The sequence below is a fragment of the Pseudomonas sp. XS1P51 genome, from assembly GCF_054897845.1.
This window is the reverse complement of record NZ_CM142707.1, coordinates 5,969,205-5,989,542: the sequence shown is the minus strand read 5'-3', so window position 1 is coordinate 5,989,542 and position 20,338 is coordinate 5,969,205. Positions and strand designations below refer to the sequence as shown.

The window sequence follows — 20,338 nt, the reverse complement described above, 5'->3', positions numbered from 1 at the left end:
GCCCAGCTATATGGGGCCGCAAAATTCAGCTTCAAGGGGCGTTTCTTGATTAACCCTACAAAAAACAGCTGCATTGTCATTCCCGGACGCACTAAGAATTTCGTCGGATCAAGCAAATCGAGCTAAGGGAGGGCATTGTCAGCCAGAAACAAAACACTGTATAAATAACCAGACCTAAAGCCTGGGAGCGGCCTTTATGCTGGTGCACCTGTCCGTACATAACTACGCCATCGTTGAACATCTCGATCTCGAACTCGATCGCGGGATGAGCGTGATCACAGGGGAAACCGGCGCCGGCAAGTCGATCATGCTCGACGCCCTGGGCCTGACCCTGGGTGATCGCGCCGACAGCGGCGTGGTCCGTCCCGGGGCCGACAAGGCCGATATCCTGGCAACCTTCGACCTCGTCGACATTCCGGAAGCCAGCGCCTGGCTGGCCGAGCGCGACCTCGAGAGCGACGGCCCGTGCATCCTGCGCCGGGTGATCACCGCTGAAGGTCGTTCGCGCGGCTATATCAACGGCACGCCCTGCCCCCTCGGCGATCTCAAGGCCCTGGGTGAGTTGCTGATCGATATCCACAGCCAGCACGAACACCAATCCCTGCTCAAGACCGACACCCACCGCCGCCTGCTCGACGAGTACGCCGGCGCTACGGATCTTGCCCGTCAGGTACAGCTGGCCGCCCAACGCTGGCGCCAGACCCGCCAGGAATTGGAGCGCCTCTCCAACTCCGGCGACGAGCAGCGTGCCCGCCATCAGTTGCTCAGCTATCAACTCGAAGAGCTGGAAAACCTCGGCCTCGGCGAAAACGAGCTGGAGCAGCTGGAACAGGAACACAAGAACCTCACCAACGCCGAAACCCTGCTGGGCATCTGCCGGCAAGTGGTCGAACAATGCAGCGAAAGTGATTCCGGCAATGTGCTCAACGCCCTCACTGCCAGCCTCAACCGCCTGTCGAGCGTGAACAACTCGATCGGCGCGCTGGGCGAGGCCAGCAGCCTGTTAACCAGCGCGCAGATCCAGGTCGAAGAAGCCGTAGGCGAGCTGAACCGCTTCCTAGACAACTTCGACGCCGATCCGGCGCGCCTTCAATACCTCGAAGAACGCCTTGATGCGATCTACACCATGGCACGCAAACACCGCATCCAGCCGACCCAGGTCGCCGAGATGCAGCAGAAGCTGCTGGATGAAATCGAAAACCTGAATGCCAACGACGAGTCCATCGAGCGACTGAGCGATGAGCTGGCGTCCTACGCCCGCCACTATCAGGAGAAGGCTCGGGATCTGAGTGATCTGCGCCATCAAGCCTCGGGCAGCCTGGCCGGTGCCGTGGAGCAGGAAATCCAGCGCCTGGGCATGCCCGGTGGCCGCTTCACCATCGAATTGCACCCCAACAGCAGTGATGAACTGCTGCCCAACGGGCTCGAACAGGTAGAGCTGCTGGTCAGCGCCAACCCTGGACAACCCCTCAAAGCCCTGGCGAAGGTGGCATCCGGCGGTGAGCTTTCACGGATCAGCCTGGCGATTCAGGTGATCACTGCGCAGACTTCCCGCGTCCCCACCCTGGTATTCGATGAAGTGGACGTGGGCATCGGCGGCCCGACGGCCGAAATTGTAGGCCAGTTGCTGCGCAGACTGGGGGAGCGCGGGCAGGTACTGACGGTGACTCACTTGCCGCAAGTGGCGGCGCAGGGGCATCAGCATCTATTTGTGCATAAGGTGCGCGGCGACGATGCCACTCACACGGCCGTCTCCAAGCTGAGCAAGAATGATCGCGTCGAAGAAGTGGCGCGCATGCTGGGCGGCATCGACCTGACCAAGGAATCCTTAGCTCACGCCAGGAAAATGGTCGTTACCGCAAAAATTTAAGAACAGCAGAAAGCACGAAGGCGACCTTGGGGTCGCCTTCGCTCGTTTCGCGAACTTTATGTTCGCGCGACATGCTTACTTTTTCTTGCGCACGTACAGCACAAGATTGTGATCAACCATCTCGAAGCCATACTTGTCGACGATTGCCTTCTGCAGACGCTCGATTTCTTCGTCGAAGAATTCGATCACTTCGCTGGTTTCGACGTTGACCATATGGTCGTGATGCTTGCCGTCGTCCAGCTCGAAGACCGCATGGCCTCCGTCGAAGTTGTGCCGCACCACAAGGCCAGCTGCCTCGAACTGGGTCAGTACACGGTAAACCGTGGCCAGACCGACGTCCTCACCAGCCTCCATCAGCGCCTTGTAAACATCCTCGGCACTCATGTGGCGTTGCTCGGCGGAATCGAGCATTTGCAGAATTTTGACCCGTGGAAGGGTCACTTTGAGGCCGGCTTTGCGTAGTTCGCTATTTTCAACCATGGTCAGCTTTCTCGCGATGCTGCTTCGCAGCTTCTCTTAATGCGGGTATGATCGGCGTTTACGTTGTCCCAGCCAAGATAGTGGAAGTCGCCCACCGATGCAAAACACCAAGCTCTTGCTAACCAGTTTCACCTTTGTGGGACTGCTCGCACTCGCCGGTTGTTCATTCCCCGGGGTTTACAAAATCGACATCCAGCAGGGCAATGTCGTCACGCAGGACATGATAGACCAGTTACGCCCGGGAATGACCCGTCGGCAAGTACGGTTTATCATGGGCAACCCTCTGCTGACCGACACGTTCCATGCCGATCGCTGGGATTATCTGTACAGCCTGCAACCGGGTGGCGGTGAACGCCAACAGGAACGCATTAGCGTTATCTTCAACCCAAATGACCAACTTGTCAGCCTCTCTGGTGATTTCATGCCAGGCGTGAGCCGAGACGAAGCCATTCTCGGCAAGGACAGCGGCACTAGCGTGACCGCGCCTGCTGAAAACGCCGAGAAGCCGAAACCGGAAAAACCGGTCAAGCCAGGTTCGTTGCTGGATCAGATCCAGAAGGACGTGGACGGTGTAGAAACCGTTCCAGTCCCGACGCCAGAACCGCTGGAAACCTCGCCGCAATAATTTGCGACGCAATAAAAAACCCGGCATGTCCGGGTTTTTTATTGTCTGGCGTTAGCGAATCATTGATTCCGCGCCTTGGCCTCGGCAGCCTTGGCGGCGCGTAACCGGCGAACCTCTTTCGGATCGGCCAGCAATGGCCGGTAAATCTCGATGCGATCCCCCGCCTGAACCGGGCGACTGTCCGCATCGACAATCACTTTGCCGAAAATCCCCACGGGGCAATCGGCCAGATCCAGCTCCGGAAACTCTTTATCTACACCCGACTTCAGCAACGCTACCCGCACTGTCGTGCCTGTCGGCACCGTCACGCAGAGCAGCACCTGACGATCAACGGCGGCATATACCACCTCGACCTCAATCACGGCCTTAACCCTGCATCTGCTTGGCACGCTGGCAGAACGCATCGACCAGCGTATTGGCTGCCTGATTGAACAACGGCCCCAAGGTCGCGCGAACAATCGGCCCGGCGTAATCAAACGACAGGTCCAGACTGATCTTGCAGGCCTTTTCGCCCAACGGTTTGAATACCCAGATACCGTGCAGTTGGGTGAACGGACCTTCCTCGAGGTTCATCTCGATGGAATGGCCGGGCACCAGCGTATTACGCGTCACGAAATGCTGGCTGAGGCCACCCTTGGCCACGCCGACGCTGGCGCGCATATGCTCGGGAGAGCTTTCCAGGACTTCCGCGGACGAGCACCACGGCAGGAACTCCGGATAACGCGCCACGTCGTTGACCAGGTCATACAGCGCTTGTGCCGGGTACGGCAGCAGGGCCGAACGTTGAATGTGTGTCGTCATGTCAGCGTCACTTCCACAGCTGGGCGGCAAACACTACAAGAATGCCGATGGGCGCCACATAGCGCATCAAGAACAGGGACAGGGCGAACAACACAGGGCTGCGGATCGACAATTCGTCGCGCACCGTTTCACGCCCCATCACCCAGCCCGCAAACACCACGAAACACAAACCACCGAGTGGCAGCATGATCCGCGAGGTGAAGAAGTCGATCACACCAAAGAAGTCCAGGCCACCGGCCGCCCCCCATTGATAGAGATGGAACATCCCGCCTTCGTTCACGAAAAACTTGGCTTCCTTCCAGATATTGAAGGAAAATACCGTGCCCAGACCCACAAACCAGCAAATGAAGGCCAACCAGAAAGTCACCCAGGCACGACTGACTTTTGTCCGCTCAACCAGGTAAGCCACCATCGGCTCAAGCAGGGAAATAGCCGAACTCCACGCAGCAACCGCTACCAGCACGAAGAACACTACGCCCATCAATTGTCCGAACGCCACGTTACCAAAGGCAAAGGGCAGACTCACAAACATCAGCCCTGGGCCTTCGCTCGGGTTCAGGCCGGCGGCGAACACAATCGGAAACAATGCCAAACCGGCCACGAGAGAAACGAAGGTATCGAGCAGCGCCACACCGACGATGGTGCCGGAAATCGACGCATTCTTCGGCATATAAGCGCCGTAGATCATGATCGAACCCACCCCCACGCTCAGGGAAAAAAACGCGTGCCCCATGGCCGGCAACAAGCCGTCGAGGACTTTTTCCGGGTGGAAATCGAACATGAAATGTACGCCGTCCATGAAATGGCCGGTGGTCATGCTGTAGCCCAGCAGGACAATCACCATCACGAACAGCAGCGGCATCATGATCCGCAGGCTGCGCTCCAGACCAGCGACGACGCCCTTGGCAATCACGACGGCCGACAGCAGCATGAAAATCGTGTGCCAAAGTGTCAGGCGCCATGGATCGGCGATCACATTGCCGAAGTACGCGCCGACCTTGTCGGCTGTCACGCCCTGGAAGTCGCCGCGCCCCATATCGATGATGTAATCCAGCGACCAACCACCGACCACACTATAGAAAGACAGGATCAGCAACGCCGTGATCATCCCGGCGAATGCACCCCATGACCACTTCGCCGAATGCCCCGCCTCCAGCGCCAGCACTTTCAAGGCGTTGGCCGGGCTCTGCCGGGCGCGACGGCCAATCAGGGTTTCCGCCAGCATGACCGGCACACCGATCAGCGCGATACAGGCCAGGAACATCAGCACGAAAGCGCCGCCGCCGTAAACACCGACCATGTACGGGAATTTCCAGATACTACCCAAGCCCACGGCCGAACCGGTCGCGGCGAGTATGAAGACCCAGCGGCTAGCCCAACTGCCGTGGACAGAAACCTTGTCTGTCGACATCGTTATCACGCCCAAGCGTTCAAAAAAGAGGGCGCATTGTCCGGGATTCAATCAACCTGCTCAAGCACGTAGCGATACCGTAGCCGACTCGCTTGCAACTCCCTATAATGCCGCCCCTATGGCTAAACAGAAGAAACACCCAACAGGGACCATCGCGCAAAACAAAAAAGCGCGACACGATTACTTCATCGAGCATAAGTTCGAGGCTGGTCTGGTCCTGGCCGGCTGGGAAGTAAAAAGTCTGCGGGCAAGCAAGTTACAACTGGTTGACAGTTATGTACTGCTCAAGGATGGCGAAGCCTGGCTGCTCGGCAGCCACATCACGCCCCTGACGACCGCCAGCACCCACGTCATTGCTGATCCGACCCGTACCCGAAAATTGCTGCTCAACCGGCGCGAACTGGAAAAACTCGCCGCTGCCGTGCAGCAAAAAGGTTACGCCTGCGTGTGCCTGTCCTGGTACTGGAGCAAGCACATGGTCAAGTGCGAGATCGCTCTGGGCAAGGGCAAGAAGGAATACGACAAGCGCGATACCGAACGCGAACGCGACGCCGGTCGTGAGTTGCAGCGTGCGGTGCGCAACAAGGGCAAGGAAGATTAATCTTCTAGCCTGAGTGTTGTGGCGCTAGCGAAAAGATCGCAGCCTTCGGCAGCTCCTACAGGTTTTGTATTTTCCTGTAGGAGCTGCCGAAGGCTGCGATCTTTTGCGCTTGAACGCGATTACATCCCCTTGCGCCGCTCCGCCCGGGCCATGCGCTGTACTTCCTGACGCACTTCTTCCAGCACCTCCTGCACATACAAAATGTGTCGACTGGAGACTTCCCGCGCCTGTTCCGCCCTTCCTTCGATAATCGCCAGGTACAACTCTCGATGCTGTGTGATCAGCATGTCGCGGGTTTCGGTGCGTTGCTTGTACATGCCGCCGATGTTGGTCACCACGTTGCGCTTGAGCAAATCGAACAGCCCGCGAATGGTGTGCAGCAACACCGCGTTGTGACTGGCCTCGGCGATCGCCAAGTGAAATTTCGCATCCGCCGCGCCCTCTTCCGCGCGGCTCACTTCATCGTGACGCGTGTAGCAGTCCTGCAACTCGTTGAAGGCTGCGGTGAGTCGCTCGCGATCTACATCCGTGGCACGCAACGCCGCGTAATAGGCGCAAGACGCTTCCAGGGTGTGGCGAAACTCCAGCAGATCGCGCTGGGCCTCGGGATTGCTTTCCAACAGATGCAACAGCGGATCACTGAAGGTCGTGCCCAGTGATTCCACCACATAATTGCCGCCGCCCTGACGACTGACCAGCAAGCCCTTGGCTGCCAGTTTTTGAATGGCTTCGCGCAACGAAGGGCGTGACACACCGAACTGCTCGGCCAGCGCGCGCTCGGCCGGCAAGCGCTCACCCGCCCTCAACGTGCCCTCGAGAATCATCCCCTCGAGCTGCTCGACAATATCGTCAGACAAACGGCGCTGACGAATTTGATCAAACCCCATAACTCACTTCTCCACGATCCCGACGGCTCGCCGGGCTCTCTATTCTGGCCTATCGGCGCTGCGCCAGCACCTACCAGACAGCATTTGATCGAGCGGTCCAGATGACCGCTGCGGCGCGTATTCGACAAAAGTTTTAGGGCGGCAAATTGACACGCCACCTGTAAGGCTTTTACCCTAGCCAACAGCGATTGTAAATTGGTATTACCAATTATCCAGAACGCTGATCAGTGCCTACCAACAACAATTAGGGGCCACCCCATATGCAAACCTGGCAACAGCTCTATACCCCGCTCGGCAGTCTTGGCTGGTCCGCACTCGCGGCCGTTATCCCTATCGTGTTTTTCTTCCTGGCTTTGGCCGTGTTTCGCCTCAAAGGCCATGTGGCCGGCAGCATCACGCTGGCCTTGTCCATTGCGGTCGCCATCTTCGCGTTCCAGATGCCGGTCGACATGGCTTTTGCCGCCGCCGGGTATGGCTTCGCGTACGGCTTGTGGCCGATTGCATGGATCATCGTCGCGGCCGTGTTCCTCTACAAACTGACGGTCAAGAGTGGCCAGTTCGAAGTGATCCGCAGCTCGGTGCTGTCGATCACCGACGACCAGCGCCTGCAAGTGCTGCTGATCGGCTTCTGCTTCGGCGCCTTCCTGGAAGGTGCAGCCGGTTTCGGCGCGCCGGTAGCGATTACCGCCGCACTGCTTGTAGGCCTGGGCTTCAACCCGCTGTACGCCGCTGGCTTGTGCCTGATCGCCAACACCGCACCGGTGGCCTTCGGTGCCTTGGGGATTCCGATCATCGTGGCCGGGCAAGTCACCGGTATCGACGCGTTCAAGATTGGCGCCATGACGGGCCGTCAACTGCCGCTGCTGTCACTGTTCGTGCCGTTCTGGCTGGTGTTCATGATGGACGGCCTGCGCGGCGTTCGGGAAACCTGGCCGGCAGCGTTGGTAGCCGGTTTGAGCTTTGCCATCACCCAGTACTTCACCTCGAACTTCATCGGCCCTGAACTGCCCGACATCACCTCGGCCCTGGCCAGTCTGATTTCCCTGACCCTGTTCCTGAAAGTCTGGCAGCCCCAGCGCGCCGCAGGCCAGCACATCGCCGGTGCCGTCTCGGCCTCCGTCGTGACCGCCAGCGCCGGCGGTTTCGGCCAGCCGCGCAGCAGCGTGGCGTCGCCTTATAGCCTCGTAGAAATTTTCAAAGCCTGGTCGCCGTTCCTGATCCTCACCGTACTGGTCACCATCTGGACCCTGAAACCGTTCAAGGCGATGTTTACCGCCGGCGGCTCGATGTACAGCTGGGTGTTCAACTTCGCGATCCCGCACCTGGATCAGTTGGTGATCAAGGTCGCACCGATCGTGACTGCCCCGACCGCCCTTCCTGCCGTGTTCAAACTCGACCCGATCTCCGCGACCGGCACGGCGATTTTCTTCTCCGCGCTGATCTCGATGCTGGTCCTGAAGATCAATCTCAAAACTGGTCTGACCACTTTGAAAGAGACCTTCTACGAGCTGCGCTGGCCGATTCTGTCCATCGGTATGGTGCTGGCGTTTGCCTTCGTCACCAACTACTCGGGCATGTCGTCGACCATGGCGCTGGTATTGGCAGGCACCGGTGCAGCATTCCCGTTCTTCTCACCGTTCCTCGGCTGGCTTGGCGTGTTCCTGACCGGTTCCGATACCTCGTCCAACGCGCTGTTCAGTTCGTTGCAAGCGACTACCGCGCACCAGATCGGCGTGAGCGATGTGTTGCTGGTAGCGGCGAACACCAGTGGCGGCGTGACCGGCAAGATGATCTCGCCCCAATCGATCGCCGTGGCCTGCGCCGCGACCGGACTGGTGGGCAAGGAATCGGATCTGTTCCGCTTCACCCTCAAGCACAGCCTATTCTTTGCAACGATCGTCGGGCTGATCACCCTGGCTCAGGCCTATTGGTTCACCGGCATGTTGGTGCACTAAGAACCACAAGAAAAATCGACGCCGGACCACGATTCCGGCGTCAGCTATTCACAACCCGGTCTGTAAGTCTGCTGAAAGCGTCCCTCTCTATATTCAGCAGCCTTAGCGGACGGATAACCGGCCGAGAGACACGCCTGATGAGCGAGCTTTTTTACAACGCCGTGCCGAATGCGACACGTGTCGCCCCACCACTGCCCAAGCCTCGGCAATACCCCAGCGAAAAACCGTCACGGGTCTACCTGTTCGGGACCTGCGTGGTGGATTTGTTCTACCCCGAAGCCGGGATGGACGCGATCCACCTGCTGGAACGCGAAGGCATCCGTGTCGAGTACCCACAAGGGCAGAGCTGCTGCGGGCAACCGGCCTACACCTCCGGTTACACCGAACAGGCCCGGACCGTGGCGCGCTCGCAACTGGCGCTGTTTGCCGAAGATTATCCGGTGGTGGTGCCGTCGGGATCGTGTGCAGGCATGCTGCGCGAACACTATGCCGACTTGTTCAAGGACGAGCCGCAAACGTTGAAACAGGTTGAGGCGCTGGCCGCCCGGACCTATGAACTGGCCGAGTTCCTGCTGTTTGTCTGCAAGGTGCAGCTCAAGGACGGCGGTGCACCGGTGAAAGTGGCGTTGCACACATCGTGCTCGGCACGCCGTGAAATGAACACCCACCTGCACGGCCGCGAGTTGTTGTCGCAGCTGAGCAACGTGGAGCGAGTCGATCACAGTCACGAAAGCGAATGCTGTGGCTTCGGTGGGACTTTCAGCGTCCGTATGCCAGACATTTCCGGCGCGATGGTGGCTGACAAGACCCGGTCGTTGAGGGAATCCGGCGCGCACAAGGTACTCAGTGCCGACTGTGGTTGCCTGATGAACATCAATGGCTCGCTGGAGAAACAGAAGGAAGCGTTGCGCGGCCAACACCTGGCCAGTTTCCTCTGGCAGCGAACCGGAGGCGCCCAATGAATGCTTCCGCGATTATTCCTACGGTTGCCGTAGAAGAAGATTTCCGCACCCGGGCTCACGAGGCGTTGGGTGACAAGCAACTGCGAAATAACTTTCGCACTGCGATGGATTCACTGATGACAAAACGGGCAGCGTCCTTCAGCGATGCCCATGAAAGAGAACATTTGCGAGTGCTGGGCAATGCTGTCCGCGCCCGTGCGTTATCCAAGTTGCCTGATTTACTCGAGCAACTTGAACAGAACCTGACCCGCAACGGTGTGACAGTGCACTGGGCGGAAACGGTGGACGAGGCCAATGGCATCGTCTTCTCGATCATCCGCGCTCACGAGGGGCGGCAAGTGATCAAGGGCAAATCGATGGTCAGCGAAGAGATGGAGATGAACCATGTCCTCGCGGCTCAAGGCATTGAATGCCTGGAGTCGGACATGGGTGAGTACATTGTCCAGCTCGATCACGAGAAGCCTTCACACATCATTATGCCGGCGATCCACAAGAATGCCGGTCAGGTCGCGTCCTTGTTCCACGACAAACTTGGCGTGGAATACACCAAGGACGTTGACCAACTCATTCAGATCGGTCGCAAGGTCTTGCGGCAGAAATTCTTCGAAGCGGACATCGGCGTCTCCGGCGTCAACTTCGCCGTGGCCGAAACCGGCACCCTCCTGCTGGTGGAAAACGAAGGCAACGGCCGCATGACCACCACGGTTCCACCCGTGCACATTGCTGTCACCGGCATCGAAAAAGTCGTGGAAAACCTGCGCGACGTGGTGCCTCTTTTGTCGCTACTGACCCGCTCGGCGCTCGGCCAGCCGATCACCACCTACGTCAACATGATCTCCGGCCCGCGCAAGGAGCATGAACTCGACGGCCCGCAGGAAGTGCACCTGGTACTGCTGGACAACGGTCGCAGCCAGGCCTTTGCCGACAGCGAATTGCGCCAGACCCTGAACTGCATCCGCTGCGGCGCGTGTATGAATCATTGCCCGGTCTACACCCGAATCGGCGGCCACGCCTATGGGGAGGTTTACCCCGGGCCTATCGGAAAAATCATCACGCCGCACATGGTCGGCCTGGCGAAAGTCCCGGATCACCCGAGCGCTTCGTCGCTGTGTGGTGCCTGCGGCGAAGTCTGCCCGGTAAAAATTCCTATTCCCGCCTTGCTGCGTCGCCTACGGGAAGAGAACGTCAAAGCGCCGGACAGCCCTCATCAAGTGATGCGCGGCCAGGGCAGCAAGTACTCGCGCAAAGAGCAGTTTATCTGGAACGCCTGGGCCAAGCTCAACAGCTCGCCGACGCTGTATCGTCTGTTCGGTTTCTTCGCCACTCGCTTGCGTGCCCTCGCCCCGAACAACGTCGGCCCCTGGACGCAAAACCACAGCGCACCCAAACCCGCTGTCCGCTCACTGCATGACATGGCCCGCGAGCATCTGGCCAAACAGGGAGACCGTTGATGAGCGCCAAGCAAAATATCCTCGCCAAATTGCACAAAAGCCTGACGGGCACAACGCCGGTGCCTGACGATTTCAACGTCGAACTGGTGACTCAGCCCTACACCTACACACCCGAACAACGCATCCCGCAGCTGCGCAAACTGATGGAAGCGGTACACACCGAAATCCATCTGACCTCCAACGAAGATTGGCCCGAGTTGCTTGCTCAGTTACTGCATGATCGTCAGTTGCCGAGCGTATTGATCGCACCGACTACGCCACACGGTCAACGCGTCACTCAGCACTGGGCGAAAAATCCTGGCCTGCCGGCGCTTAAAACCTACGAACGTCCGGTTGAGGAATGGAAAGCCGAGTTGTTCAACGACACCCCGGCCAGCCTGACCTCGACCCTCGGTGCAATCGCCGCGACAGGTAGCCTGATTCTCTGGCCGACGCGAGAAGAACCGCGCCTGATGAGCCTGGTACCACCGGTGCATTTCGCCCTGCTCAAGGCCAGTGAAATCCGCGACAACTTCTATCAGGTACAGCAGGAATTCAAATGGGCCCAGGGCATGCCGACCAACGCCTTGCTGGTGTCCGGCCCGTCGAAGACGGCCGACATCGAGCAGGTTCTGGCTTACGGCGCCCACGGCCCGAAAGACCTGGTGGTTCTGATCCTGGAGGACCAATGAGTCTACCGACGGCTTTCCTGCGTGATGCGCAGCAATTGATTCCCCAGGAGCGACGTTTCGACGACCCACTGTCGACCCTGGCCTTCGGCACTGACGCGAGTTTCTACCGGCTGATTCCGAAACTGGTGATCCGCGTCGAATCCGAAGATGAAGTGGTGGCGCTGCTCAAACTCGCGCAACGGGATCAGGTCCCGGTGACCTTCCGCGCCGCTGGCACCAGCCTGTCCGGCCAGGCCATCAGCGATTCGGTGCTGATCGTCCTGGGGGACAACTGGAACGGTCGCGAGATCCGCGGTCAAGGTACGCAAATCCGTTTGCAACCGGGCGTGATCGGCGCGCAGGCCAACGCCTGGCTGGCACCGTTCGGACGCAAGATCGGCCCGGATCCAGCCTCGATCAACGCCTGCAAAATCGGCGGCATCGTCGCCAACAATGCCAGCGGCATGTGCTGCGGCACTGCGCAAAACACCTACCACACACTGGCCGGCATTCGTCTGGTGCTGGCCGACGGCAGCCGTCTCGATACCGAAGAGGCGGCGAGTGTTGCAGCGTTTCGTAAGAGCCACGCTTCGCTGCTTGAACGCTTGGCGACTTTGGGTCGCGAGACCCGCGCAAACACCGAACTGGCTGCAAAAATTCGCCACAAATATCGTCTGAAAAATACCACCGGCCTGTCACTCAACGCCCTGGTGGATTTCGACGAGCCTGTGGATATCTTGAGCCACTTGCTGGTGGGTTCCGAAGGCACCCTCGGGTTCATCAGTGCGGTGACTTACGACACGGTGATCGACCACCCGAACAAGGCGTCGGCGCTGATCGTGTTCCCGGACGTGGAAACCTGCTGCAACGCGGTCACCGTGCTAAAAAGCCAACCGGTGTCAGCCGTTGAACTGCTGGACCGCCGCAGTCTGCGCTCGGTGCAGGACAAGCCCGGCATGCCGGCTTTCGTACAACACCTGTCGAATAATGCCTGCGCATTGCTGATCGAATCCCGCGCCGCATCGTCCACTTTGCTGCATGAACAACTGGCGCAGATCATGGCGTCGTTGACCTCCTTTCCGGTGGAAAAACAAGTCGATTTCACCGAAGACCCGGTGGAAAACGCCCGGCTCTGGGCGATCCGCAAGGACACCTTCCCCGCCGTCGGCGCGGTGCGCAAAACCGGCACCACGGTGATCATTGAAGACGTAACCTTCCCGGTGGAACAACTGGCGATCGGCGTGAACCGCCTGATCGAGCTGTTCGACAAGCATCACTACGACGAAGCGATCCTTTTCGGACACGCCCTGGAAGGCAATCTGCACTTCGTCTTCACTCAAGGCTTCAACAACCCGGAAGAAGTCGCACGCTATCAGGCGTTCATGGACGACGTGGCGCAACTGGTGGCCGTGGAGTTCGGCGGCTCGCTGAAGGCCGAACATGGCACGGGCCGCAACATGGCGCCCTTCGTCGAACTGGAATGGGGCAGCGATGCCTACCAGTTGATGTGGCAGCTCAAACGCCTGCTCGACCCTAACGGCATTCTCAATCCGGACGTGGTGCTCAGCGACGATCCGCAGATCCACCTCAAGCATCTGAAACCGTTGCCGGCCGCTGACGAGATTGTGGATAAGTGCATCGAGTGCGGCTTCTGCGAACCGGTCTGCCCGTCAAAAGGGCTGACCCTGAGCCCGCGCCAGCGCATCGTGATCTGGCGGGACATTCAGGCGAAGAAACGTGCCGGCGTGGACACCACCGAACTCGAAGCCGCTTACGAATACCAGGGCATCGACACCTGCGCCGCCACTGGCCTCTGCGCACAACGTTGCCCTGTAGGAATCAACACCGGTGAGCTGGTGAAAAAGCTCCGTAGCCGTAACGCAACTCATACGAAAACCGCCAACTGGCTGGAAGGCAATTTCGCTACTGCACTGCAAGGCGCGCGCTTCACCCTGCACGTGGCCAACGGCGCGCGGATGCTGCTGGGGGCACCGCGTCTGGCGAAGTTGTCGGCGACGCTGACGCGCGTGTCCAAAGGCCAGGTCCCGCAATGGACCAACGCCATGCCGCAGCCGGAAAAAGCCATTCGCTTCAGCCCGGTAGTGTCGGACGAACGTCCTCGGGTGGTGTACCTGGCGGCGTGTGTGTCGCGGGTCATGGGCCCGGCAGCGGGCGATAAAGAGCAAATGTCGCTGTACGACAAAACCCGTGGGCTGCTGGAAAAAGCCGGTTACCAGGTCGTCTTCCCAGACAATCAGGACAGCCTCTGCTGCGGTCAGCCGTTCGCTTCCAAGGGCTACGCCGAGCAGGCCGAACACAAACGCCAGGAACTGATCGGCGCATTGCTGCACGCCAGCCGCGGCGGGCTTGACCCGATCTACTGCGACACCAGCCCCTGCACCTTGCGACTGGTTCAGGACCTGGGCGAAGTTCGACTGGACCTGTACGACCCGGTGCGTTTCATCCGTACGCATTTGATGGATCGGCTTGAATTCACACCGCAGGAAGCGCCAATCGCGGTGCATGTCACGTGCAGCACCCAGCACCTGGGGGAAAGCCAGGCGTTGATCGATCTGGCGCGCAAGTGCAGCAAAAACGTGGTTGTTCCTGAAGGCATTCACTGCTGTGGGTTTGCTGGCGACAAGGGCTTTACCACGCCGGAATTGAATGCTCATTCCCTGCGCACGCTCAAGGACGCGGTGCAGGAGTGCAGCGAGGGGATCTCTACCAGTCGCACCTGTGAGATTGGTCTGACGCGACACGGTGGAATCGACTACCACGGGTTGGTCTATCTGGTGGACAGGGTCACACAGCCGAGGGCCCTCTGAAGAAAAATAGAACCCTGACGCGCCACCGCAGTCCACAGATTAAGCCCGGACATTGCCGGGCCTTACCCAAACTCGGCAGCCCGTCCTGATGGCCAGCGAATGCCTGGACCCTCAGGTCAAGGAGATACACATGAAACGTTCTGTACTGTTAGGTCTGTTCGTTACTGTCTCGCTGATGGCGTCCACCTCGTTTGCCGCCGAAGACCTCTGTGCGGTCAACTTGAAAACCATCGAAAATGCCAAGGCACAAACTCCTCCGGAGATGACTGATCAGGTAATGGACAGCGTCAAGAAAGCCCAAGCCGATCAGGCAAAAGGCACCAAGGAAGGGACTAATGATTGCATCGCGGAGACCGAACAAACTATCCAGCAAATCAAGAACGCGAACAAAGGTGGGAAGTAACCCGGCACAATGCCAACCTTCGGGTTGGCCTTCTGCTCCCTCCGGCGCCACCCAATATGAAGCAATCCAAAACCCGCCAAGTGCGGGTTTTGCTGCATCTGGCTTTGGTCATGTGTGAGCCGCCCGCGTCACTGAGTAAAAAGCTCGACACCTTGCCCAAATCCGCGGAAGGAGCGAAGCCCGCAGGAGCGAGCGGTGCGGCGATCTGACTTGCCGCGAAGAGGCCACAGCGAAAGGGGTAATCTCGCCCCTTTTTACTGCCATTGCTTCTATTAAAAAGTTTCCCCATAGCTATTTTTGCAAAAACCGAATTCCTGCGCAGCGTCGTAGTCTTTTAAATAGGCCTCATCAATCGTGGCTTATTTTCCGACCTCGGCCGAGCCGCACGTTCATACGGCAGCACCGAGACCATCAGTTCAAGGAGATATCCATGAAACGTACCGCGCTCGCTGGTCTGTTCATTTCTGCTGCAATGTTGGCCTCTCCCGTATTTGCCGCGGACAACAACCTTTGTACGAGCAAGCTGCAAGAGCTCAAAAGTAAGGTGAGTTCACTGCCGGCGAGCGCCAGCAACACCGCAATGGAGATCAAAAGACTGATGTCCAGCGCCGAAGCTTCCCAAGCTTCCGGGGACGACAAAAAATGCATCACCGAGGCCACCCAGGCATCGGCACTCGCTGACAAACAGCGCAACGAACCCAACCCATAATCTGTGGTGGCCAACCTTCGGGTTGGCCTTCTGAGCCACGTTAGCGTACACTGCACAGGCTTGTTGCTCACTTGGATTCACAGAGCAACAGGCTCGGGGCCGTTTAGGATTCGACGCCGGTTGCGAAACTTTAGGTGCATGCCGAGTTGGTAACAGAACTCGTAAATCCACTGTTGCAACTTCTTATAGTTGCCAATGACGAAACCTACGGGGAATACGCTCTCGCTGCGTAAGCAGCCTTAGCCCTTCCCTCCTGGTACCTTCGGGTCCAGCAATCATCAGGGGATGTCTGTAAACCCAAAGTGATTGTCATATAGAACAGAATCGCCGTGCAGTACGTTGTGGACGAAGCGGCTAAAACTTACACAACTCGCCCAAAGCACCCTGCCCGTCGGGTCGCTGAGGGTTAACTTAATAGACACGGCTACGCATGTAGTACCGACAGCGGAGTACTGGCGGACGGGGGTTCAAATCCCCCCGGCTCCACCACTTCATCATCTAAAGACGTCCACGGACGTCTTTTTTTGTGCCTGAAATCCAGTGAATACAGGGGTTTCAGCGCTTGTGGGGGCTTTGCAGGGTTTCTGAGTTCCAGGCGCTTTGGTATCCCAGGTGGTATCCCGGACTGCCAAATGCTATTTTCAGGATACCAAAACGGTGCTGGAGGTAGCCCTCATGCCTACTAACGCAACCCGCCTCTCCGATCGCCAGCTCAAGGCAGTCAAGGCAACTGGTAAAGACTTCGTCCTCAGCGACGGCGATGGCTTACAGCTTCGAGTACGCGCCAGCGGCTCAATGATGTGGAATTTCAATTACCGCGAGCCGTTGACCAGAAGCCGTATCAACATGGCGCTTGGTCCATACCCCGACCTCTCGCTAGCCAACGCCCGGAAGAAAGCCGCAGAGGCGCGTGAGTTGCTCGCTTTGGGCACTGATCCCAAAACCCAGCGTGATGAGGTAAGGCAAGCCAAACTTGCTGAGACTGAACACACTTTCGAGAAAGTGGCCACTGCCTGGTTCGAGCTGAAGAAAGACTCCGTAACCAAAGCCTACGCCGAAGACATTTGGAGATCGCTGACGCTCCATGTTTTCCCAAGCATGAAAACAACGCCGCTCTCTCAAATCACTGCTCCGATGGTTATCAAGATCCTTCGCCCAATCGAGGCCAAAGGGAGCCTCGAAACCGTGAAACGATTGAGCCAACGACTCAACGAGATCATGACCTACGGGGTCAACTCCGGGCTGATATTTGCGAACCCCCTAAATGGAATTCGGGCGGTGTTCAAGAAACCCAAGAAAGAGAACATGGCTGCGCTACCACCTGAGGAGCTTCCCGAGCTCATGATGGAAATCGCGAACGCCAGCATCAAGCGCACGACCCGCTGCCTGATCGAATGGCAGCTACACACCATGACCCGCCCAGCCGAGGCGGCGACCACTCGATGGGCAGATATCGACTTCGACAAGCGTCTTTGGACCATCCCGCCAGAACGCATGAAAAAGCGCAGGCCGCACACAATCCCGCTTACCGATCAGGCACTTTCGTTGCTGGAGACGCTCAAGCCCCACAGCGGCCAAAGAGAATACGTATTCCCGTCAGATAGAAACCCGAGTACCCATGCCAATAGCCAGACCGCCAACATGGCGTTAAAACGCATGGGCTTTCAGGACCGTCTCGTCAGCCACGGCTTGCGCTCGATGGCGAGCACCATCCTGAATGAGCATGGCTGGGACCCGGAGCTGGTTGAGGTCGCGTTAGCGCATGTCGATAAGGACGAAGTTCGGAGCGCTTACAACCGAGCGGACTACATCGACCGCCGGCGCCCGATGATGGCGTGGTGGAGCGAGTACATCCAGAAGGCGGCGACCGGCAGCCTGTCGGCGTCTGCCATCAATCAAACCAGGGACCGCAACGTCGTGCCGATACGCTGAGCATCCAAAGGTTGGCGACGCCGGCGACAATCCGTGTCGTGCAGCAGGGCGACAGAAGTGACGACTGTCGCTAAATCTGTCGCATGCCTGCGCTTCTTCGGCCAAGCCCCTGAGTATGGAAGGCTCCGCATTCCCATACTCAGGGGCTCACGCTTAAAAGGTCTATCAGGCAACCACGAATTTCGCGTTTCTGCGGCGGATCAACCCTGCTGTTAATTCGTAGTAGTAGACGGTCGCAGGTGCTGAGTCACGCAGATAGTGCTCTAAAAACCATCTAGTGTGCTTTTCCTTCCAGGACCAGGGGGTCGCACAACCCCAGCGCTCACAAATCGCCTCGTGCATCCTTTCTGCCTGTCTGATATGCCGCTGCCGCGTTGCATGCGCACCTTTAATAACAGGGCTTAAGTGCGACACGAAGTCGCTTACAGAAGTTGTTCCCCTTTGAGGGAACCACCCGTGTCACCGGGTGAATCTAGAAGGCTGAATCAAGAGCGCCTTCGACAATGTGACGAGGCATCGCAAGGTGCTGGGTACTAATCGTGAGAGGCGTACCCTTCTGGCAGCCATGGCCGGACAAGGGCTAGATAGTCGGTATGGTGAACACATGTGAACCTGCGTAAAGATCGTTAAGTTGAACGAGCGGAAATGGCTTATACGCTCGAACCAAAATGGTAATGGAGGTGGGAACAGCGTTTTTCTGCACGCGCGTTCGTGACCCACATGCCTCCCGGTCGATAGCAGGCACCTAACCTGACGTACTTCAGTAAGCGGAACGTGGAAATCCCGTATCGCTCCCCTAGGGAAAGCCATTTGTAAGAATGGCCCATGGCGGTGCGGGCGAAGGAACGAGGAAAAAGCGAACGCCATCCTGTAACGGGCTGGATAGAAGTTGAAACATCACTTCACGCGAAAGCGAGCAGACGTCCTCATGGTCTCTCTTCACAAGAGAGTAGGTAGAACCCTTTCAACGGAAGGAGAGCAAATGAACGCAGCAGCATTGGCGTGTGCACCTTCCGGCACGTCGTGGGACGGCATCAACTGGGCCAACGCTCAACGTCGTGTAAGAGGGCTGCAAGCGCGTATTGTGAAGGCTTTACAAGACGGCAGGCATAACAAGGCGAAAGCCCTGCAATGGCTGCTGACTCACTCGTTTAGCGGCAAAGCTTTAGCCGTGAAACGGGTCTCTGAAAACAAAGGCAAGAATACCCCCGGTGTGGACAAGGTCACTTGGAATACACCGGGGGCCAAGATCGGTGCGATAGCGTCATTGAAGCGGCGAGGCTACTCGCCGCTTCCGCTTCGGAGCGGTGCTTATTCCGAAGAAAAACGGCAAGACGAGACCTCTCGGAATTCCCGCGATGAAATGCCGGGCCATGCAGGCGCTTCATTTGCTGGCTCTGGAACCGATAGCGGAAACTACCGGTGACCCGAACTCTTATGGGTTCAGGCCGGAACGCTCAACTGCGGATGCCGCCGCACAGTGCTTTGGTGTGCTGTCACGAAAAGCAAACGCGGAGTGGGTGTTAGAGGGCGACATTCAAGGCTGTTTCGACAATATCAGCCATGACTGGTTGATCGCCAACATCCCCATGGATAAAGCGATTTTGCAGAAATGGCTCAAAGCCGGTTACGTCTACCAGAATGAGCTATTCCCTAGCCACACCGGAACCCCGCAGGGAGGCATCATTTCTCCGGTGTTGGCCAACATGACGCTGGATGGTTTGGAAGCGATGCTGGCGAAGAAGTTTCCCAATGCAAAGTGGACAGCTCGAAAGATGCGCGTGGTGCGTTATGCAGATGACTTCATCATCACTGGCTGTTCGAAAGAGTGGCTGGAGAATGAAGTCAGGCCCGCCGTGGTTGAGTTTCTGGCAGAGCGTGGACTTGTCCTCTCTCCGGAAAAAACCAAAGTAACGCACATAGGGGACGGGTTCGACTTCCTTGGATGGAACTTGCGCAAGTACAACGGCAAGCTCCTGATCAAGCCATCGAAAGCGAACATCAGGGCTCACCTCGCCAAGCTGCGGGAAGTGATCAAGACCAACAAGGCGATCAAACAGGTCAATTTGATCGGGCTGCTCAACCCGATTTTGCGGGGATGGGCGAACTATCATAGCCACGTGGTCGCCAAGAAAGTCTTCAATCAGGTGGATAGCGAGGTCTGGATAATGCTCTGGCGCTGGGCGGTGAGACGACACCCGCGCAAAGGAACACGGTGGGTCAAGGACAGGTATTTCAAAGTCCGAGGATCGCGCCGGTGGGTGTTCACCACCGTTGAAAAATCCGCAGACGGTAAGGTAAGGGAATACACCTTACTGAAGGAATCGGACACGCCGATAGTGCGGCACATCAAGATCAAGTCTGCTGCCAACCCGCATGACCCCAATTGGGATGAGTATTTCGAGTTCCGATGGGACAAGAAAATGCTCAAATCAACGAAGGGACGAGCGAAGCTTTATCGCGTCTGGCGACAGCAAGGCGGTCTATGTTCTGTTTGTCATAAGCCCGTTACCAAAGATACGCCGTGGCATAGTCGCCACATCGTAAAGTTGGCCGACGGGGGAACGGACGCCGCAGTCAATCTTGAGATCTATCACCTGCGTTGCCCCAGAGATCAGCAGTACGCCAATGTTAAAGAGGTATAACCGGGTACTTAACAGTGCCTTTGTAGAGGCTTGAGCCGTGTGCTGGGAAACTCGCATGCACGGTTCTTAGGGGGTTGGACGCGGGTAACCGCGTCTGACTACCCGACAAATAACGCCATATCGGACTC

General features: G+C 57.9%; 19 protein-coding genes and 1 other RNA gene. 14 read left to right on the top strand and 6 right to left on the bottom strand.

The genetic code is table 11. The annotated features are described in order from the left end of the window. Nucleotides 1–196 precede the first annotated feature (196 nt). A complete protein-coding gene (recN, locus tag ACYZUD_RS27770; RefSeq protein WP_462021067.1) occupies nucleotides 197–1,870 on the top strand; it encodes a DNA repair protein RecN in 1,674 nt (557 codons plus the stop codon). A 75-nt stretch (nucleotides 1,871–1,945) separates the two neighbouring features. Here recN and fur read toward each other — a convergent pair whose 3' ends face one another. Further along, the gene (gene fur / locus ACYZUD_RS27765) at nucleotides 1,946–2,350 is read right to left on the bottom strand and encodes a ferric iron uptake transcriptional regulator (protein ID WP_003197684.1); all 405 of its coding nucleotides are present in this window, start codon (nucleotides 2,348–2,350) and stop codon (nucleotides 1,946–1,948) included. A gap of 97 nt (nucleotides 2,351–2,447) precedes the next feature. Here fur and ACYZUD_RS27760 point away from each other — a divergent pair, with 97 nt between their 5' ends. Then, complete coding sequence (locus ACYZUD_RS27760) at nucleotides 2,448–2,975, top strand: outer membrane protein assembly factor BamE (RefSeq protein WP_462021066.1); 528 nt, start codon at nucleotides 2,448–2,450, stop codon at nucleotides 2,973–2,975. Between the two features lie 59 nt (nucleotides 2,976–3,034). Here ACYZUD_RS27760 and ACYZUD_RS27755 read toward each other — a convergent pair whose 3' ends face one another. From ACYZUD_RS27755 to ACYZUD_RS27745, 3 genes are read right to left on the bottom strand one after another with little or no spacing between them, the layout of a single operon-like run. Further along, a complete protein-coding gene (locus ACYZUD_RS27755; protein WP_462021065.1) occupies nucleotides 3,035–3,379 on the bottom strand; it encodes an RnfH family protein in 345 nt (114 codons plus the stop codon). Continuing rightward, nucleotides 3,342–3,776, bottom strand: coding sequence for a type II toxin-antitoxin system RatA family toxin (locus tag ACYZUD_RS27750; protein WP_462021064.1), 435 nt, complete (start codon nucleotides 3,774–3,776; stop codon nucleotides 3,342–3,344). Before ACYZUD_RS27750 ends, ACYZUD_RS27755 begins: the two co-directional genes overlap by 38 nt. Nucleotides 3,777–3,783: 7 nt before the next feature. Continuing rightward, nucleotides 3,784–5,187, bottom strand: a complete 1,404-nt coding sequence (locus ACYZUD_RS27745) for a sodium-dependent transporter (RefSeq protein WP_462021063.1) — start codon at nucleotides 5,185–5,187, stop codon at nucleotides 3,784–3,786. A 118-nt stretch (nucleotides 5,188–5,305) separates the two neighbouring features. Here ACYZUD_RS27745 and smpB point away from each other — a divergent pair, with 118 nt between their 5' ends. After that, nucleotides 5,306–5,788 (top strand): SsrA-binding protein SmpB, encoded by a 483-nt coding sequence (smpB, locus tag ACYZUD_RS27740; protein WP_095055592.1) that lies wholly within the window; start codon nucleotides 5,306–5,308, stop codon nucleotides 5,786–5,788. A gap of 119 nt (nucleotides 5,789–5,907) precedes the next feature. Here the strand turns inward: smpB and ACYZUD_RS27735 are convergent, their stop codons facing one another. Continuing rightward, entirely contained in the window at nucleotides 5,908–6,675 is a 768-nt protein-coding gene (locus ACYZUD_RS27735) for a GntR family transcriptional regulator (RefSeq protein ID WP_462021062.1), read from the bottom strand. A 260-nt stretch (nucleotides 6,676–6,935) separates the two neighbouring features. On the opposite strand from ACYZUD_RS27735, the gene ACYZUD_RS27730 reads away from it, so the two are divergent. The 9 genes from ACYZUD_RS27730 (at nucleotide 6,936) to ACYZUD_RS27690 (ending at nucleotide 17,565) form a co-directional block, all read left to right on the top strand. Further along, nucleotides 6,936–8,630, top strand: coding sequence for a lactate permease LctP family transporter (locus ACYZUD_RS27730; protein WP_462021061.1), 1,695 nt, complete (start codon nucleotides 6,936–6,938; stop codon nucleotides 8,628–8,630). A gap of 137 nt (nucleotides 8,631–8,767) precedes the next feature. Next, the gene (locus ACYZUD_RS27725; RefSeq protein WP_462021060.1) at nucleotides 8,768–9,592 is read left to right on the top strand and encodes a (Fe-S)-binding protein; all 825 of its coding nucleotides are present in this window, start codon (nucleotides 8,768–8,770) and stop codon (nucleotides 9,590–9,592) included. Next, a complete protein-coding gene (locus ACYZUD_RS27720) occupies nucleotides 9,589–11,043 on the top strand; it encodes a LutB/LldF family L-lactate oxidation iron-sulfur protein (protein WP_462021059.1) in 1,455 nt (484 codons plus the stop codon). Before ACYZUD_RS27725 ends, ACYZUD_RS27720 begins: the two co-directional genes overlap by 4 nt. Then, nucleotides 11,043–11,714 (top strand): LutC/YkgG family protein, encoded by a 672-nt coding sequence (locus tag ACYZUD_RS27715; RefSeq protein ID WP_462021058.1) that lies wholly within the window; start codon nucleotides 11,043–11,045, stop codon nucleotides 11,712–11,714. Before ACYZUD_RS27720 ends, ACYZUD_RS27715 begins: the two co-directional genes overlap by 1 nt. Then, nucleotides 11,711–14,521 (top strand): FAD-binding and (Fe-S)-binding domain-containing protein, encoded by a 2,811-nt coding sequence (locus ACYZUD_RS27710; RefSeq protein WP_462021057.1) that lies wholly within the window; start codon nucleotides 11,711–11,713, stop codon nucleotides 14,519–14,521. The genes ACYZUD_RS27715 and ACYZUD_RS27710 overlap by 4 nt, the downstream gene beginning before the upstream one ends. A gap of 130 nt (nucleotides 14,522–14,651) precedes the next feature. Further along, nucleotides 14,652–14,924, top strand: a complete 273-nt coding sequence (locus tag ACYZUD_RS27705; protein WP_462021056.1) for a hypothetical protein — start codon at nucleotides 14,652–14,654, stop codon at nucleotides 14,922–14,924. 430 nt (nucleotides 14,925–15,354) lie between these two features. Continuing rightward, entirely contained in the window at nucleotides 15,355–15,633 is a 279-nt protein-coding gene (locus ACYZUD_RS27700) for a hypothetical protein (protein WP_462021055.1), read from the top strand. A gap of 95 nt (nucleotides 15,634–15,728) precedes the next feature. Next, nucleotides 15,729–16,122, top strand: a transfer-messenger RNA (tmRNA) gene (gene ssrA / locus ACYZUD_RS27695). Between the two features lie 186 nt (nucleotides 16,123–16,308). Continuing rightward, nucleotides 16,309–17,565: an integrase domain-containing protein gene (locus ACYZUD_RS27690; protein ID WP_462021054.1), complete on the top strand. Its 1,257-nt coding sequence runs from the start codon at nucleotides 16,309–16,311 to the stop codon at nucleotides 17,563–17,565. A 165-nt stretch (nucleotides 17,566–17,730) separates the two neighbouring features. Here ACYZUD_RS27690 and ACYZUD_RS27685 read toward each other — a convergent pair whose 3' ends face one another. Further along, a complete protein-coding gene (locus ACYZUD_RS27685; protein ID WP_462021053.1) occupies nucleotides 17,731–17,979 on the bottom strand; it encodes a hypothetical protein in 249 nt (82 codons plus the stop codon). A 568-nt stretch (nucleotides 17,980–18,547) separates the two neighbouring features. Between ACYZUD_RS27685 and ACYZUD_RS27680 the strand changes: the two genes are divergently transcribed. Further along, nucleotides 18,548–18,991 (top strand): reverse transcriptase N-terminal domain-containing protein, encoded by a 444-nt coding sequence (locus tag ACYZUD_RS27680; RefSeq protein WP_462021052.1) that lies wholly within the window; start codon nucleotides 18,548–18,550, stop codon nucleotides 18,989–18,991. Beyond that, nucleotides 18,924–20,210 (top strand): reverse transcriptase domain-containing protein, encoded by a 1,287-nt coding sequence (locus tag ACYZUD_RS27675; protein WP_462021051.1) that lies wholly within the window; start codon nucleotides 18,924–18,926, stop codon nucleotides 20,208–20,210. Before ACYZUD_RS27680 ends, ACYZUD_RS27675 begins: the two co-directional genes overlap by 68 nt. Nucleotides 20,211–20,338: the final 128 nt, after the last annotated feature.

Bases quoted from the DNA above. Each gene is read 5' to 3' on its own strand.
- recN (WP_462021067.1), top strand. From the start codon at position 197: ATGCTGGTGCACCTGTCCGTACATAACTACGCCATCGTTGAACATCTC.
- fur (WP_003197684.1), bottom strand. From the start codon at position 2,350: ATGGTTGAAAATAGCGAACTACGCAAAGCCGGCCTCAAAGTGACCCTT.
- ACYZUD_RS27760 (WP_462021066.1), top strand. From the start codon at position 2,448: ATGCAAAACACCAAGCTCTTGCTAACCAGTTTCACCTTTGTGGGACTG.
- ACYZUD_RS27755 (WP_462021065.1), bottom strand. From the start codon at position 3,379: ATGCGTTCTGCCAGCGTGCCAAGCAGATGCAGGGTTAAGGCCGTGATT.
- ACYZUD_RS27750 (WP_462021064.1), bottom strand. From the start codon at position 3,776: ATGACGACACACATTCAACGTTCGGCCCTGCTGCCGTACCCGGCACAA.
- ACYZUD_RS27745 (WP_462021063.1), bottom strand. From the start codon at position 5,187: ATGTCGACAGACAAGGTTTCTGTCCACGGCAGTTGGGCTAGCCGCTGG.
- smpB (WP_095055592.1), top strand. From the start codon at position 5,306: ATGGCTAAACAGAAGAAACACCCAACAGGGACCATCGCGCAAAACAAA.
- ACYZUD_RS27735 (WP_462021062.1), bottom strand. From the start codon at position 6,675: ATGGGGTTTGATCAAATTCGTCAGCGCCGTTTGTCTGACGATATTGTC.
- ACYZUD_RS27730 (WP_462021061.1), top strand. From the start codon at position 6,936: ATGCAAACCTGGCAACAGCTCTATACCCCGCTCGGCAGTCTTGGCTGG.
- ACYZUD_RS27725 (WP_462021060.1), top strand. From the start codon at position 8,768: ATGAGCGAGCTTTTTTACAACGCCGTGCCGAATGCGACACGTGTCGCC.
- ACYZUD_RS27720 (WP_462021059.1), top strand. From the start codon at position 9,589: ATGAATGCTTCCGCGATTATTCCTACGGTTGCCGTAGAAGAAGATTTC.
- ACYZUD_RS27715 (WP_462021058.1), top strand. From the start codon at position 11,043: ATGAGCGCCAAGCAAAATATCCTCGCCAAATTGCACAAAAGCCTGACG.
- ACYZUD_RS27710 (WP_462021057.1), top strand. From the start codon at position 11,711: ATGAGTCTACCGACGGCTTTCCTGCGTGATGCGCAGCAATTGATTCCC.
- ACYZUD_RS27705 (WP_462021056.1), top strand. From the start codon at position 14,652: ATGAAACGTTCTGTACTGTTAGGTCTGTTCGTTACTGTCTCGCTGATG.
- ACYZUD_RS27700 (WP_462021055.1), top strand. From the start codon at position 15,355: ATGAAACGTACCGCGCTCGCTGGTCTGTTCATTTCTGCTGCAATGTTG.
- ACYZUD_RS27690 (WP_462021054.1), top strand. From the start codon at position 16,309: ATGCCTACTAACGCAACCCGCCTCTCCGATCGCCAGCTCAAGGCAGTC.
- ACYZUD_RS27680 (WP_462021052.1), top strand. From the start codon at position 18,548: ATGAACGCAGCAGCATTGGCGTGTGCACCTTCCGGCACGTCGTGGGAC.
- ACYZUD_RS27675 (WP_462021051.1), top strand. From the start codon at position 18,924: ATGAAATGCCGGGCCATGCAGGCGCTTCATTTGCTGGCTCTGGAACCG.